The 14,735-nt window shown below is 62.1% G+C and carries 10 protein-coding genes and 1 pseudogene; 7 read left to right on the forward strand and 4 right to left on the reverse strand.

Annotation, left to right across the window (positions count from 1 at the left end):
* Positions 1-364: 364 nt before the first annotated feature.
* Positions 365-2,107, reverse strand: a pseudogene (locus CKO36_RS07440) (GNAT family N-acetyltransferase); the annotation flags it as partial.
* 258 nt (positions 2,108-2,365) lie between these two features.
* Between CKO36_RS07440 and CKO36_RS07445 the strand changes: the two are divergent.
* Genes CKO36_RS07445 through CKO36_RS07455 form a run of 3 tightly spaced genes read left to right on the forward strand, consistent with a single transcriptional unit; the run spans position 2,366 to position 7,008 of the window.
* Positions 2,366-4,141 (forward strand): N-acetylglutaminylglutamine amidotransferase, encoded by a 1,776-nt coding sequence (locus tag CKO36_RS07445; protein ID WP_200282791.1) that lies wholly within the window; start codon positions 2,366-2,368, stop codon positions 4,139-4,141.
* A gap of 12 nt (positions 4,142-4,153) precedes the next feature.
* On the forward strand, positions 4,154-5,902 hold the full coding sequence (gene ngg / locus CKO36_RS07450; RefSeq protein ID WP_200282793.1) for an N-acetylglutaminylglutamine synthetase: 1,749 nt from the start codon (positions 4,154-4,156) through the stop codon (positions 5,900-5,902).
* Entirely contained in the window at positions 5,899-7,008 is a 1,110-nt protein-coding gene (locus tag CKO36_RS07455; protein WP_200282796.1) for an osmoprotectant NAGGN system M42 family peptidase, read from the forward strand. Before ngg ends, CKO36_RS07455 begins: the two co-directional genes overlap by 4 nt.
* 57 nt (positions 7,009-7,065) lie before the next feature.
* Here the strand turns inward: CKO36_RS07455 and CKO36_RS07460 are convergent, their stop codons facing one another.
* Positions 7,066-8,064: a hypothetical protein gene (locus CKO36_RS07460; RefSeq protein WP_242469450.1), complete on the reverse strand. Its 999-nt coding sequence runs from the start codon at positions 8,062-8,064 to the stop codon at positions 7,066-7,068.
* Positions 8,065-8,275: 211 nt separating this feature from the next.
* Between CKO36_RS07460 and CKO36_RS07465 the strand changes: the two genes are divergently transcribed.
* Together CKO36_RS07465 and CKO36_RS07470 are read left to right on the forward strand one after the other, a co-directional pair.
* On the forward strand, positions 8,276-9,121 hold the full coding sequence (locus CKO36_RS07465) for a lytic transglycosylase domain-containing protein (protein ID WP_200282799.1): 846 nt from the start codon (positions 8,276-8,278) through the stop codon (positions 9,119-9,121).
* 191 nt (positions 9,122-9,312) lie between these two features.
* Positions 9,313-10,317 carry a GGDEF domain-containing protein gene (locus CKO36_RS07470; protein WP_242469451.1) on the forward strand — a complete coding sequence of 335 codons (1,005 nt, stop codon included), beginning with the start codon at positions 9,313-9,315 and terminating at the stop codon, positions 10,315-10,317.
* Here CKO36_RS07470 and CKO36_RS07475 read toward each other — a convergent pair.
* Positions 10,295-11,032, reverse strand: coding sequence for a 4'-phosphopantetheinyl transferase family protein (locus CKO36_RS07475; protein ID WP_200282801.1), 738 nt, complete (start codon positions 11,030-11,032; stop codon positions 10,295-10,297). The two genes, CKO36_RS07470 and CKO36_RS07475, sit on opposite strands and share 23 nt — an antisense overlap.
* A 189-nt stretch (positions 11,033-11,221) precedes the next feature.
* Between CKO36_RS07475 and CKO36_RS07480 the strand changes: the two genes are divergently transcribed.
* Positions 11,222-13,621 (forward strand): Tex family protein, encoded by a 2,400-nt coding sequence (locus CKO36_RS07480; RefSeq protein WP_200282870.1) that lies wholly within the window; start codon positions 11,222-11,224, stop codon positions 13,619-13,621.
* A 101-nt stretch (positions 13,622-13,722) separates the two neighbouring features.
* Positions 13,723-14,055, forward strand: a complete 333-nt coding sequence (gene grxD / locus CKO36_RS07485) for a Grx4 family monothiol glutaredoxin (protein ID WP_200282804.1) — start codon at positions 13,723-13,725, stop codon at positions 14,053-14,055.
* A 53-nt stretch (positions 14,056-14,108) separates the two neighbouring features.
* On the opposite strand, the gene rnt is transcribed toward grxD, so the two are convergent.
* Entirely contained in the window at positions 14,109-14,735 is a 627-nt protein-coding gene (gene rnt / locus CKO36_RS07490) for a ribonuclease T (protein ID WP_338053439.1), read from the reverse strand.

Genomic DNA, 14,735 nt, shown 5'->3' on the forward strand with positions numbered 1-14,735 from the left:
TCTCCTCCGGGGTTTGCTGTTGTAACACCAGGGCGATGAAGCATTCGGCCTGCTCGTGGCCGATGGCGTGCCGCTCCAGAGCATCGATCAACGGCTGTGGAGCGAGCTGAATCAGCACCGGCCAAGCCGCCTCCAGGCTGCGCTGCTGATAGGCGAAGGCATAGAGCTCCGGTCGCAGACGGGCGGGAATCTGCATGGGGGGCGCAGCGCACGGCGGCTCCAGTTCGGGTTGGCGCAGCAACTCAAGCACCAGTGCTGGTTCCAGTGCGCGCAGATGCCCCGGCAGCCGCGCGAGCAGGCGCTCGGGAAAGCGGGCCCGGGCCTCGGCAAGCAGCGCCTGGCCGCTTGGGCGCAGTGCGCGCAGGACCACCGCCGCATGCGCGCCGGTAGCTGCGTTGCGTCGGCTGCCCAGTTGCACCGGCGTGAATCCACAGGCCCGCCAGAAGGGCAGCAGGCTGGCGGTAGCACCAAAGCTGGCACCGATCAGCTCAACACCGCTGTCAGCTGCGTGTGTCAGCACGGCTGCGAGCAACCGGCGCCCCAGCCCCTGACGCTGGGCCAGCGGATGCGTGGCAATACGCACAATGCGCGCATAGTGCCGAACGGGTGCCTGCGCCAGCCCCGCGTGCGCCGACAGGGTTTGTGGCAGCAGATGCCCGCGCGGGCGACGCTCGCCGGCGAAGATGGCCGCGCTGAGCGTCTCATCCAGTGCGCCTTCGCGGGCGATCAGGGCCGTGGCCAACAGCGTCTGGCCCCGGCTCAGCGTCATTAGGCTCAGATTCGGCCCATCGAGCAGATCACGCAGATCGCTGGGGCGGGTTTGATAATGCGCGAGCCGCAGTAGGCCAAAGAGTTGGCGCAGGCGCTCGTCCTGCTGACTCAACGCCCAGCGTTCACACACCTCAATCTGCACCGGCTGCGCCGCGTTGGCACTCAGCTGTGCGGCTGTCGCCGGTTCGGCATCGAGCAGCAGCAGCTGATGGATCAGGGCTTCCAGCGGGTCATGTGCCGCAAAGCGCACCGGCGTTTGTAACTCAAGCTGCTGCCAGCCGGGCTTGAGCTGTTCGAGCAGCGGAAAAAACCGCAATGCAAAGCCGCTGCCGGTGCCTTCGTAACCCTGGGTGGTGGTGGCAAAAACGATGCGCGGATAGTTGTCCAGCAGGGTGCGGAGGAGAGGCGCTGGGATGCCGGCGGCCTCATCAACCAGCAGCAGATCGGTCGCCGGTTGCGCACGCGCTAGTTGATCGGGTGGCAGGAAGCGAAGGCGCTGCGGCGCGGCTTCAAGCCGGGTGCGCGCAGCTTCAAGCAAGGTGCGCGCGGCTTCAAAGCGCGGCGCGGTGACCAAAACCGCACGCGCCGGATCATTGCACCACTCAGCCGCTGCCAGACCCAGTGCAGTAGATTTACCGCGCCCGCGCCCAGCGGTGACCACCAGAGGGTACGGATGAGCGGCGGTCATCAACTGCCGTATCTGAACCAATACCTGGTGCTGTGCAGTGGTGAGGGTGAAGCCAGGCCGCAATGTTCCCTGATTCGTTGCCTGATCCGCTGCCGGCTCTGCTGCCCCATTAGCTGCCTCAGTCAGCACGCTGGCCATGCGCATGAGAAAGCGCCGGCCAACATCGGCGGCACGATAGGGATAGGTTGCGATGCGCGCGGCGGCTGGATCATCAAAGTGCGCCCATTGCTCCAGCGGCGGGCCGAGCAATATCAGCAGTCCGCCGCCACGCAGCGTCCCGGTTGCTACCGCCAACGCATCGACCTCCAGGCCGCTGAACAGATCATAGACCAGCAGATCACGCTCGCAGCCCAGCAGCCGGTTCGTTTGGCTTGCGGGTTGCGCCTGACCGGCCGGACCCCGGCCAATCCATTCCACTGGCCAGTCGCCTGCCCGCTCATGGTGCAACGCAGCCACCAGGCGCTGTGCCATCGCCAGGGTCTGTGCCGCCTCACCTTCCAGCAGCAGCAGCCGGCGTTGCCAGGTGTTGCGGGCCTGCGCGCGCAGCGCCAGGGCGCGGTCGATTGCCAGCTGTGGCGTATTGGCATTGATGCGGGCGACAGCGCAGCCCTGTGGGCCCCCTGCCGGGGCTGAGCTTTTGTCAGTCATGGCGTGAAATATGCATAATTATGGCCCGTTTGATCTGTGTTAGAATTCTTCGGGTACAGCATTAACCTCGTTTCGCGTGCTTTTTTATCCGGGCGTCGCCGTCCGGGTGAGGGCGCTGCGATCACAATACAGCAGTCGTGCCGCGCTGGCGGCCGTCTTGCAGATGGTTTCTCGCAGTTGTTCGCGGCGCTTGCACAGGGTGTCGGGCGCGACAGCGGCCCTCGGCACGAGCGCGACACCAACAGGGAGTAATACCTGATGTGTGGACTCTGCGGAGAAATCCGCTTTGACGATCAGCCGATTGATCTGGCCGCGCTGGCGGCAATCAATGACCAGATGGCGCCACGCGGTCCGGACGGGCGTGGGCTGGTTCAGCAGGGGGCGCTGGCGCTCGCGCACCGCCGCTTGAGTATCATTGATCTCAGCACCCATGCCGGGCAGCCGATGGTCGATAATGCCCTGGGATTGAGCGTCGCCTTCAATGGTTGCATCTATAACTACCAGGAATTGCGCACTGAGCTGAGCGCCAAGGGCTATCAGTTTTTCTCCCATGGCGATACCGAGGTGGTGCTCAAGGCTTTTCATGCCTGGGGCGAGCGTTGCGTCGAGCATTTTCACGGCATGTTCGCCTTTGCGGTCGCCGAGCGCGACAGCGGGCGCCTCACCCTGGTGCGCGATCGCTTGGGGATCAAGCCACTCTATCTGGCCGAGATTCGCGGCGGGCTGCGCTTTGCCTCCTCGCTGCCGGCGCTGCTGGCCGGTGGCGGTCTCGACACCGACATCGATCCGGTCGCGCTGCACTATTACATGCACTTTCATGCCGTGGTGCCGGCGCCCCATACGATTTTGCGCGGGGTGCGCAAATTACCACCGGCCACCATTCGCGTCATTGAGCCGGACGGGCGCACGCGCGAGCGCTGCTACTGGGAGCCGCGCTTCGAGGCTCAGCCGGAAGATGCCACGCGCAGCGAGCAGGACTGGCAGGCGTTGGTGCTGCAAGCTCTGCGCACCGCCGTGGATCGCCGCCTGGTGGCTGATGTTGATGTGGGCGTGCTGCTCTCCGGCGGGCTGGATTCCAGCCTGATTGTCGGGCTGCTCGCCGAGCAGGGCCAGCGCGGGCTGAATACCTTTTCGGTCGGCTTTGAGTCGGTTGGCAGCGAGGTAGGGGATGAGTTCCAGTACTCGGACATTATCGCCCGTCACTATGGCACCCGGCACCATAAAATCCAGGTCGATTCCAACGCCCGGCTGCTGCCTAATCTGCCCGGCTGCGTGCGCGCCATGGCTGAGCCCATGGTCAGTCACGATGTGATCGGTTTCTATCTGCTGTCGCAGGAAGTCGCCAAGCATGTCAAGGTGGTGCAAAGCGGGCAGGGCGCCGATGAAGTCTTCGGTGGCTACCATTGGTATCCGCCGATGGTCGGCAGCCGCGATCCGCTGGGTGATTACGCACGCGCTTTCTGCGACCGCGAGCATGCCGAGTTCTGCCAGGCCGTGCACCCGCGCTTGCATGGCGAGGATTACAGCCGCGCCTTCATTCGCGAGCACTTTGCCCGCGCTGGCGCCGAGGCGCCGGTGGACAAGGCGCTGCGCCTGGATCAGACCATTATGCTGGTCGATGATCCGGTCAAGCGGGTCGATAACATGACCATGGCTTGGGGGCTGGAGGCACGGGTACCCTTCCTTGATCACGAGCTGGTTGAGCTGGCGGCGCGGGTGCCGGATCGGCTCAAGCTGGCCGATGATGGCAAGGGGATTCTCAAGGCGATTGGTCGTCGGGTGATTCCCGCCGAGGTAATCGACCGGCCCAAGGGCTATTTCCCGGTGCCGGCGCTCAAGTATCTGCGCGGCGAGGTGCTGGCGATGGTGCGCGAGGTGGCGACCTCCCAGCGCGCTCGGGAGCGCGAGCTGTTTCAGCCCGACTATGTCGAGCAACTGCTGGCCGCCCCAGATGATCACATTACGCCCTTGCGCGGCTCGAAGCTGTGGCAGGTGGCGCTCTTGCAACTCTGGTTTAACGAACACGGAATTTAGCGGGGAGCTGTTATGGCCATCAAAGACCGAATCCATCATCGGCTGGCCCGTAAGCATGCGCCAACCCTGACCAACTGGCGGCAGGGGTTGCATGAGCGCCATGCCCCGGCGACCGACAAGGTGGTGGACTGCGGCTGGGGGCGACTAATTTTCGGCCAGACCTTCTCCGATCTGGCGCAACTGGCCAGAACGCTGCAGGAAGAACGTCCCGGCCGGCGCGATGTGGCGCTCTATTTGCGCGATCCGCATGTGGTGCTGTCTTTCGCGCCCCAGGATTTGTTTCTGGATCCTTCGCATACTTTTCGGCTGTGGCTGGAGCGCTATCACTCCTCGCACCGCCGGCCCAAGGGCTTTGTGGTGCGCTTATTGAACAGCCGTCACGATGCCGAGGCCATTCATCGCTTGTATTGCGCGCGCAAAATGGTGCCGCCGCCGCCAGAGTTTATCTGGGAACATCATGCCTCGAAGATTTTGCATTTTTGGGTGGCCGAGGATGAACAGGATGGCGCCATTTTGGGTGCGGTGAACGGTGTCGATCATGTCGAGGCCTTCGGTGATCAGGAAAACGGCGCCAGTCTGTGGGCGCTAGCGGTGGATGCCCAAGCGCCTTATCCGGGCATCGGCGAGACGCTGGTGCGCCAGGTGGCGGAGTTCTTTCAGGCGCGCGGGCGATCCTTTCTGGATCTGTCAGTGATGCACGACAACAAGCAGGCTATTCGCCTGTACGAAAAGCTCGGCTTCGAGCGGGTGCCGGTGTTCGCGCTCAAGAACAAGAACGCCTTCAACGAGCCGCTGTTCATCGGCAAGCAGCCCGCCGCTGATCTCAATCCCTATGCCGCCATTATCGTCAACGAGGCGCGCCGCCGGGGTATTGGCACCGAGGTGATCGACGCCGAGGGCGGTTATTTCGCGCTCTGTTTGGGCGGCCGACGCATCGTCTGTCGGGAGTCGCTCAGCGAGCTGACCACCGCCGTGGCCATGAGTCGCTGCGATGACAAGGCGGTGACCCACCGGTTGCTGAATCGAGTGGGACTGCGGGTGCCGGAGCAGATCAAGGTTGAGGCGCTTGATCAGGCCGAGGCGTTTTTATCCAAACAGGGCAGTGTGGTGGTCAAGCCGACCCGTGGTGAACAGGGCGCCGGCATCAGTGTCGATGTGCGCGACGCTGCCGAGCTGGAACGCGCGATTAAGCGTGCGCGGCGCATTGCCGATACGGTGATTCTGGAGGAATTTGTCAGCGGCGATGATCTGCGGGTGATTGTGATCGACTTTGAGGTGGTGGCCGCTGCCATCCGCAAGCCGGCGCAGGTGGTCGGCACCGGACGCCATAAGGTTGGCGAACTGATTCATCTGCAAAGCCGTCGCCGCCGCGCTGCGACCGGTGGCGAGAGTTCCATTCCGCTCGATGATGAAACTGAACGCTGTATCACGCAGGCTGGTTACCGCATGGATGATATGCTGCCCTATGGGGAAGTGCTCCAGGTGCGCAAGACCGCCAATCTTCACACCGGTGGCACTATTCATGATGTCACCATGAAACTGCATGATGACCTGAAAAAAGCCGCCAAGGCCGCCGCGCGTACCCTGGATATTCCGGTCACCGGGCTGGATTTTATTGTCCCTTCGGTCAGTGGCCCAGAGTATGTCATTATTGAGGCTAACGAGCGCCCCGGGCTGGCGAATCATGAGCCCCAGCCCACCGCTGAGCGCTTTGTTGATTTGCTGTTTCCACAAACCATTCCGCGTGAGGTTCCCGTTTGAAGCAACTGCCGATTGATCTTGAGTACTTGCAGGACATTCTGCTCAAGCTGCTGTTCACGCCCAGTCCGGCTGGCTATACCGACCGCGTGGTGCATCTGGTCTGCGAGGAGTTGGAGCGGCTGGGTGTGCCCTTTGAGCTAACCCGGCGCGGCGCCATTCGCGCTACTCTCAAGGGCGTAACGGAACGCCCCAACAAGGCGGTGGTGGCCCACATCGACACCCTGGGCGCCATGGTCAAGGCACTCAAACCCAATGGTCGCCTGGAGCTGGTAGCGGTGGGCCACTGGAATTCGCGCTTCGCCGAAGGCGCGCGTTGCACGCTCTTTACCGACATCGGCCAGCATCGCGGCACCATCCTGCCGCTCAAGGCCTCGGGGCATACCTTCGGTCCGGAGATCGATAATCAGCCGGGTGGCTGGCAAAACGTCGAATTTCGCATTGACGAGCGGGTGTCCAGTCTGGGCGATTTGCTGCAACTGGGGGTGCATGTCGGGGACTTTGTCGCTATCGACACCCAGCCCGAGATCACCCCCACCGGCTTTATCAATTCACGCCATCTCGATGACAAGGCCGGAGCGGCGGTGCTGCTGGCCGCGACCAAGGCCATTCTGGATCATGAGGCGCGCCTGCCGGTTAACTGCCATCCGCTGTTTACCATCTCGGAAGAGGTTGGCTCGGGTGCCTCGGCGGCCTTGCATCAGGATGTCGCCGAGATGCTCACCATCGACAATGGCACCACAGCGCCGGGGCAGAATTCCAGTGAATTTGGCGTCACCATCTGCATGGCCGATATGGGTGGGCCGTTCGATTATCACCTGACGCATCGCATTATTCAGATCTGCCAGGAGTTTCACATTCCCCATCAGCGCGATATTTTCCGCTACTACCGCTCCGACAGCGCTGCCGCGCTTGAGGCCGGCAACGATGTGCGCACCGCCCTGATCACCTTTGGCATTGATGCCTCGCATGGCTACGAGCGGATTCACCAGGATGCGCTCGAATCGCTTGCCGAGCTGGTGGCCATCTATATGCAAAGCCCGCCGCTCTATGCCCGCGATCGCTACGAGATGGGACCGCGCGCCGGCTTCCCGACCGTGCCGGGTTAAATCCGGCTGCTCTTAACGTGCTCAGGTCTGTTCACGTCTGTTCAGATCTGGGAGCACTTAACCGTTTTGGCTCCAACGCTGGTCATAGGTGGCGTGATCGGGGCGCTGCTCATTGGTATGGTGCGTGCGCTCCGCGTCCTCCAGGTAATTGGATGGGTCCAGAAAGGTGCGGCGAAACTGGTCACACTTGCCGAGCAGTTCGCGCGCGCTCTTGGGCATGGGCACGCGGGCGCGCACAATATTGGTGACCAGCGCGGTGCCGGCGGTGATGAGGCGGTGCCCCGCCTGGGCCTCGTGGATTTCCTTGAGTGAGGGCGAGAGAGGCAGCTGGGGCTGAATGTTCTGCAAGTGATCGCGCGCCACCACGAAGGCCGGCCAGACTTTAAAGATGACCGGATCGGTGCGCAAAATCTCCGCCTTGCGCTTGGCTGCTTCGGCAAAATCGAGCAACAAAGGCTTGATGTCGGGGATCTGGGTACTGCCCTCGAAGGTGGTGATGAGGGCACCCGTGATGCGATCCACATCGCGCATGGTTTGTGCGATCTTCACATAGCGGCTTTCGTAAAAGGCCGCGATGGGCTGACTGAAGGCCTTGAACGGCTCGCCCCAGAGTTCGTCAATGCCCTCGTCACCGCCGCGATGGCGCACCATCTGCCCCAGGTCAAGCGCTTCGAGCAGATAATCGCCGCATTCGCGCATCAGGGCATCGTCGGGTTCGATCTCCACCCCGTCGGCCTGTAATTCGACCAGCTTGGTAAAAATTGCCGTGGCGCGGTTGAACAGGGCACCGGCCAGCATGGCACCATTGACGCGCTTGCGCTCCGGGTCGGTTTCGCGCTGATAGGCTTCGCGGGCTTCGGCGAGGCGGATACCGGGGATGTTCACGCCATGCTCGACATGATTGAACAGGCGGCGCGTCAGCGCCTCGATCAGCGCCTTTTTCGCTTCCAGGCTCTCCTGGGGCGGATCGTAGTGCTTGACCCAGTAACCATCGCAATAAATGCAGATGCGGCCGTTGATTTCCGCGATGGTTCCGTTGCTGATAACCTGATTCATGATCGGGCAAATAACCTTCAGGTACGCGGCGATCGATTGAACTGGATCGATTGAACTGGATGAATGGAGCGACAAGAGAGCGAAGACTGTTTGGTATTGTCTGCGCGTTGCGCCACTTAATGCAAGCGGGTTCTGAGTCAGCGATCCAGGGCCAGCTATGATGCGGCCTAATGCTTTGCTTGCTAATGAAATAACAGCCTGAGGTGAAAGGATGACCAACATGAGAGGTCAACCGTTGATCGGCCACTTGGTGCCGGTACTGCTTTATTTATTCTTCAGTGTAACAGCGGTGCTTCCGGTTCGACCCGCGCTGGCGGAGCTGAAGACCGAACCGGTGCCCGCGACCAACACCGCTGACACCGCAGCGCCGGCACGGCCGACACCACCGGATCAGCCGGTGCCCAGCCGCGCCGAGCTGGTGAAGCTGATCGACACCACGGCAACCAAGTTTTCCCTTGATCCCGCGCTGGTGCATGCCATCGTGCGGGCCGAGTCCAATTACAACCCTCATGCGGTTTCCAGTGCCGGGGCGATTGGGCTAATGCAGGTAATGCCCGAGACAGCGGCCGACTATGGGATTACTTCCGCCGAGGCACTCTTTGATCCAGTGACCAATGCCCGCACCGGCGCGCGCCATCTCAAGCGGCTGTTGGGCAAATACAGCATCGGCAAAGCTGTGATGGCCTACAACGCCGGGGAAGGTGCGCTCGAGCGCAGCAATGGCTTTGTCACTTATCCGGAAACCCAGGTCTACACTCATCGAGTGCTCAGTCGCTATCTGCGCAGCAAGGGCGTCGAACCCTATTCACCCGAAGGGCGCCAGCTAACTGGCATCCAGCTCACCCCGGCCATGGCCAGAGCCTTGGCTGTGGCACGCGCCAGCCCCGGCGGGCTGACGGTGCTGGGCAAAAGGCTTTCGCGGCTTAAGTTGCGCGTCAAACCCACCTGGCTCGACAGTCCACTGTCGAAAAGTGCGTTGGATCCGCGCATGCATCGTGCCGGTCCGGAGAGCAAACCGATGTTTGTGCTCGAGAAACCAACCCAGTTGCAGCGTTGATGGCTGGCTTGCTATTCGCCAGTTTCCCGACGCCAAAGCTGCGCGTCAGGGTAGGTTGTATCCGACGTAATTTCGACACTTTCTCCAGCGCAGACTGGACAAATATTTGATTATTAAATCAAAATATAAATTGGCATAATTTTCGCTTTTCCTTAAACTGGGCACCTACCGCCCCAGTTATTTGAGGATGCATGATGCGCGACGCCAATTTAGCCGAAAGTCCCACTTTAACACTGGTGGGCGCAAAGACGGCACGGCGGGTGTCTCCATCCGCCAGCCTTGATGTGGTCGAATACCTGCAAGCGGTTAATGAATCCATTGAGCTTGAACAGGTGGTGCGCACCGCTATGCACTATCTTGATGTGCTGGTCGCACCGCGTTCGTGGGAATACCACTTCCAGCCTGCCGAGGATGATGCACCGGCGTGCCATCTGAGCGCGGGCCATGTCGAGTCGCATTGTCTGGAATACACGCTGGGGTTGGCCGATCAGGCCATGGGGCATCTAACCTTGACGCGCGATTGGCACTTCACGGCGCCGGAGCAGAAAAGCATCGACAGCCTGCTGGGGCTGACAGCGCCGGCGTTGCGCAATGCGCTGCGGTTTCGCGAACTGAGCTTGCAGATCGAAACCGACCCCATGACCGGCCTGGGCAATCGCCGTGCCTTGCAGCGTCAGGGCGAACGCTGGCTGGCGGATGCCGTGCGCCAGGGCCGTGCGCTCAGTATGATGGCGCTGGATCTGGATTACTTTAAGCCGATCAACGACCAATTCGGTCATCCGCAAGGCGACCGCCTGCTGTGTGCCGTTGCCCGAGTGTTGCAAGCACTGGTGCGTCCCTCGGATGTCTGCGTGCGCATGGGGGGCGATGAGTTCGTCGTGCTGCTGCCGGGCACCGACCTGACCAGCGCCATGGACTGCGCCGAGCGGGTTCGCTCCACCGTAGGTCAGATTCGCCTCCCCGCGCTTGACGCCGCCGACGTGCGCGTTAGCGCCAGCGTGGGCCTGGCCATGCATCATGCCGGCATGACAATCGATCAGCTCTATGATCAGGCTGACAATGCTCTTTATGCCGCCAAGCGCGCCGGTCGCGACCGGGTGCTGGCCGGTGGTCCCAGCTCCCTGAGCAAGTGCGAGCGGTCCGGGCGGCGTTTTTCCATGCCTCAAGCATCACTCACTCCTGCCACCGCCATGTGAGCCACGCCTGCGGTGGTGGCAGACAGCGGCTGGCAATGGCGCAGATGGCATCCGCGCGCGGCCGCGCCAGCGCCACCCTGACATTCGCCGCCTCTGGCTGCCGGTGTCCGGCCAGTCCCCGTCCATCGCGCTTCACCCGCGCCTCCAGTGTCGTCCAGGCCGCATAAAAGGCTAGCCACAGCGCTGGCCCCTGCAAGCGGCTCAGGTGTTCAACCTCAGCGGCGCTGAACATACGTTGGGCAATGGCCAGCGGATCGATGCGCTGGCGCAGGATCTCAGCATCGACGCCGACCGGCTCGTGCCGACGCACCGCCAGCAGGGTTAAATCCGCTGTGGTGCTGAGATTAAATTCAAGCCACCCATCTGGTGCGCACAAGCGTGGCTTGCCAGTCTCTGAATAGGCGAAGTAGATAGCCTGGGGTGCGCAGTCCAGATAAGCGCCTAAAATCCGACGGCTGGCTAGATGGCTGCACAAAAAGCGCTGCCGTAAATCCGACAGTCGCAATCGAGCCGCGCGCTGGAGTTCCGCTGTGCTGAGTGTCTGCTGACAGCGTGCCTCCAGATCCATGCACGCGGTATCGGCATCAATGCGCCACAGGTGCAGCGCGCCGTCATCCAGTGCGGGCGGCCTTTCGGCCGGGCGCCAGTGCAGCAGCGGTGGATCGGCACCACCGGGCAGGGGCGTTGATGGGATAGCTGGTATGAAGGCTGACATGACGGCTGGGATGACGGCTGGGAAAACGACTGGGATGATTGGTGAAACAAGAAGGATGCGCGTAGCGCCTGCGCTCGGCGATAATAGGCGCTACTTAACCGCCGCATCGATCATGAGCGGCACGCTATGAATGCTCCCGGTTCGTACCGGGTTTCACGTCTCTACACCAGTTATCCCCAAAGATTGCGTATGCACTCCATTATTGATCGGCTCGCCGAAGAACTGGCCGCCCATTCGTCTCAGGTTGAGGCCGCCGTGGCCCTGCTTGATGAGGGCGCCACCGTGCCCTTTATTGCCCGTTACCGCAAGGAGGTGACCGGCGGACTGGATGATATTCAGCTGCGTCAGCTGGAAGAGCGCCTGGGCTATCTGCGCGAGCTGGAGGACCGGCGTGGGATTATTCTGCGCAGCGTCGATGAGCAGGGCAAGCTCAGCGATGAGTTGCGGGCGCAACTCGAAACCGCAACCACCAAGCAGCAGCTCGAAGACCTCTATCTGCCCTACAAGCCCAAGCGGCGCACTAAGGCGCAGATCGCACGCGAGGCCGGGCTGGAACCCTTGGCCGATCTGTTGCTCGCCGAGCCAGAGCGCGATCCGAGCGCTGAGGCCGCCGCCTTTGTGGATACCGAAAAAGGCGTGGCGGATGCCGCTGCGGCGCTGGAAGGTGCGCGCCAGATCCTGATGGAGCGCTTCGCTGAAGAGCCGGATCTTGCCGGGCGGCTGCGTGAACGGCTGTGGGAGCAGGGCGTGCTGGTGGCTCACGTCATGGAAGGCAAGGAAGCCGAGGGCGCTAAGTTCTCCGATTACTTCGACTATCGCGAACCCATTGCCAAGGTGCCTTCGCACCGCGCGCTGGCGCTGTTTCGTGGTCGCAATCAGGGGATTTTGAGTCTGGAACTGCTGCCAGGAGAGGGCGAGGATCCCGATGCCGACTGTCGCCATCAGATTGCCGCGCGCTTTGGCATCGCGGATCGCGGTCGCGCGGCCGATGCCTGGCTGCTGGAGACGGTGCGTAAGGCCTGGCGGGTTAAGCTGCTGGTGCGCCTGGAGCTGGACCTGAAAGGTCAGCTGCTCGAAGCCGCCGAGGCCGAGGCAATTCGCGTCTTTGCAATGAACCTCAAAGATCTGCTGTTGGCGGCGCCGGCCGGACGCCTGACCACCATCGGGCTGGACCCCGGTCTGCGCACCGGCGTGAAGGTCGCCGTCATCGACACCACCGGGCGGGTGGCCGCCACTGGCACTATTTACCCGCATGCGCCGCGCCAGCAATGGGATCAGTCCATCGCCACCCTGGCCGAACTGGCGAAGAAATTTCAGGTCACGCTGGTCAGCATTGGTAATGGCACTGCCTCGCGCGAGACCGACCGCCTGGTGCGGGATCTCATCAAGCGCCATCCGGAACTGGGCCTGCGCTCCATGGTGGTCAGCGAGGCCGGTGCCTCGGTCTATTCGGCCTCGGAATTTGCCTCGCGTGAGCTGCCCGAGATGGATGTTTCCCTGCGTGGGGCGGTGTCCATCGCCCGGCGCCTGCAAGATCCGCTGGCCGAATTGGTCAAAATCGACCCCAAAGCCATTGGCGTCGGTCAGTATCAGCATGATGTCAATCAAAGCGGCCTGGCGCGCAGTCTGGAGGCGGTGGTCGAGGACTGCGTCAATGCTGTGGGTGTGGAACTCAATACCGCCTCGGCTCCCTTGCTATCACGAGTGTCCGGGCTGAACAACAGTCTGGCCGAGAACATCATTCGCTACCGCGAGGAGGCCGGCGCCTTTGCCAGCCGCAAGCAACTGCTCAAGGTGCCGCGTCTGGGGCCCAAAGCGTTCGAGCAGTGCGCCGGCTTTTTGCGCATCAAAGACAGCGAGGAGGCGCTCGATGGCTCAGCGGTGCATCCCGAGGCCTATCCGCTCGCGCGACGTATCGCCGAACAGGCCGGCAAGCCGATTCGCGCCCTGATTGGCGACAGTGCCACCCTGCGGCGGCTGAAGCCGCAAGACTTTGTCGATGAGCGTTTCGGCGAGCCCACGGTGCGCGACATCCTGCTGGAGCTGGAAAAACCCGGTCGCGACCCGCGCCCGGAGTTTCGTGCTGCAAGCTTCATGGAAGGGGTCGAAACCCTGGCCGATCTCAAGCCCGGTATGCAGCTGGAAGGCACGGTGACCAATGTAACCAACTTCGGTGCCTTCGTGGATGTTGGTGTGCATCAGGACGGCCTGGTGCATGTTTCCATGCTCGCCGACCGCTTCGTGCGCGATCCCCATGAAGTGGTGCATTCCGGGCAGTTGGTGAAGGTGCGGGTGCTGGAGGTGGATCTGGAACGCAAGCGCATCGCGCTCAGCATGCGCCAGGACAACGCAGAGGCTGGTGTTGGGCGTGGTGCCGGGGCCAGTAACAGAGCCGGAGGCGGAGCTAAAGTGGGAGCCAAAGCTGGAGCTGGAAACCGTCGTGACGCGACTTCAGAGCGGGCGCCCCGGGGTACTCAGAACAGGAGTGCTCAGAACAAAAGACCCACGCCCGCAGCTGTTAAGCCCGGCGCCCCACCAGCCGCCGGCGGCACCATGGCCGATGCCTTTGCCAAAGCGCGCAAAGGCTAGTAGCGCCGGATCAATTATCCACAGGGGGGCGTGATGCTTGATTTGAACGCATAGGGGCCCGACCTGTAGCTCCAGTGATAATTCTCAATGAGGTAAGCAGGATGGACGTTCTTGAGCGTATTGATCAACAGGTGAAGGGGCATCCGGTGGTGATCTATATGAAGGGCACACCGCAGTTTCCGCAATGCGGTTTTTCCATGCGCGCGGCTCAGGCTCTAACGGAAAGCGGCGTTCCCTTTGCCCATGTCAACGTACTGCAAGATCCGGAGATTTTCGAGCATCTGCCGCGCTATGCAGACTGGCCGACCTTTCCGCAGATTTATGTTGATGGCGAGTTGATCGGGGGCTGTGACATTACCCTGGAACTGCATGCTTCCGGTGAGCTGAAAACTATGTTGGAAGCGGCGGTGGCCAAAGCGGCCGAAGCTGGCTGAGTCCAGGATGCTGCGATGCCGAAGACGTTTGACTGCTTCGGGCTGCTCGCTCTCTATGCGGACAGACTCGGTGCGGGCAGGTTCAGCGCCTGACACCGATTGACAATGCGGCAAAACAATTGCGCGGTCTGCTCGGCGTCGTAGATGGCCGAGTGGGCGGCGCTGTCGTCCCAGTCGAGCCCGGCTGCGCGGGCGGCTTTGGCCAGTACCGTCTGGCCATAGACCAGGCCGGCGAGGGAGACGGTATCGAAGACACTGAAGGCGTGGAAGGGATTGCGCTTGAAACGGGTGCGTTCGACGGCGGCTTTGACAAAGCCGAGGTCGAAGTGGGCATTGTGACCAACCAAAATGGCGCGATTGCAGGCACTGGCTTTAACCGCCTGGCGCACCGGCGTGAGAATCTGCTTGAGGGCGTCGCTTTCGCTGCGCGCGTCGCGAAACGGGTGGTAGGGATCGATCTTGTTGAAAGCCAGCGCCTGGGGGTCGAGTTCGGCATCGCGGAAGGGCAGCACATGACAGGCGATGGTCGGTTGTGGCTCCAGCTGGCCCTGATCATTCATGTCGATGATCACGGCGGCGATTTCCAGCAATGCGTGGCGGTGGGGATCGAAACCGGCGGTTTCCACATCCACGACTACGGGAAGAAAACCACGAAACCGCCGGGCGATGGGACTGGACAC

The sequence above is a fragment of the Rhabdochromatium marinum genome (assembly GCF_016583795.1).
Taxonomy (GTDB): domain Bacteria; phylum Pseudomonadota; class Gammaproteobacteria; order Chromatiales; family Chromatiaceae; genus Rhabdochromatium; species Rhabdochromatium marinum.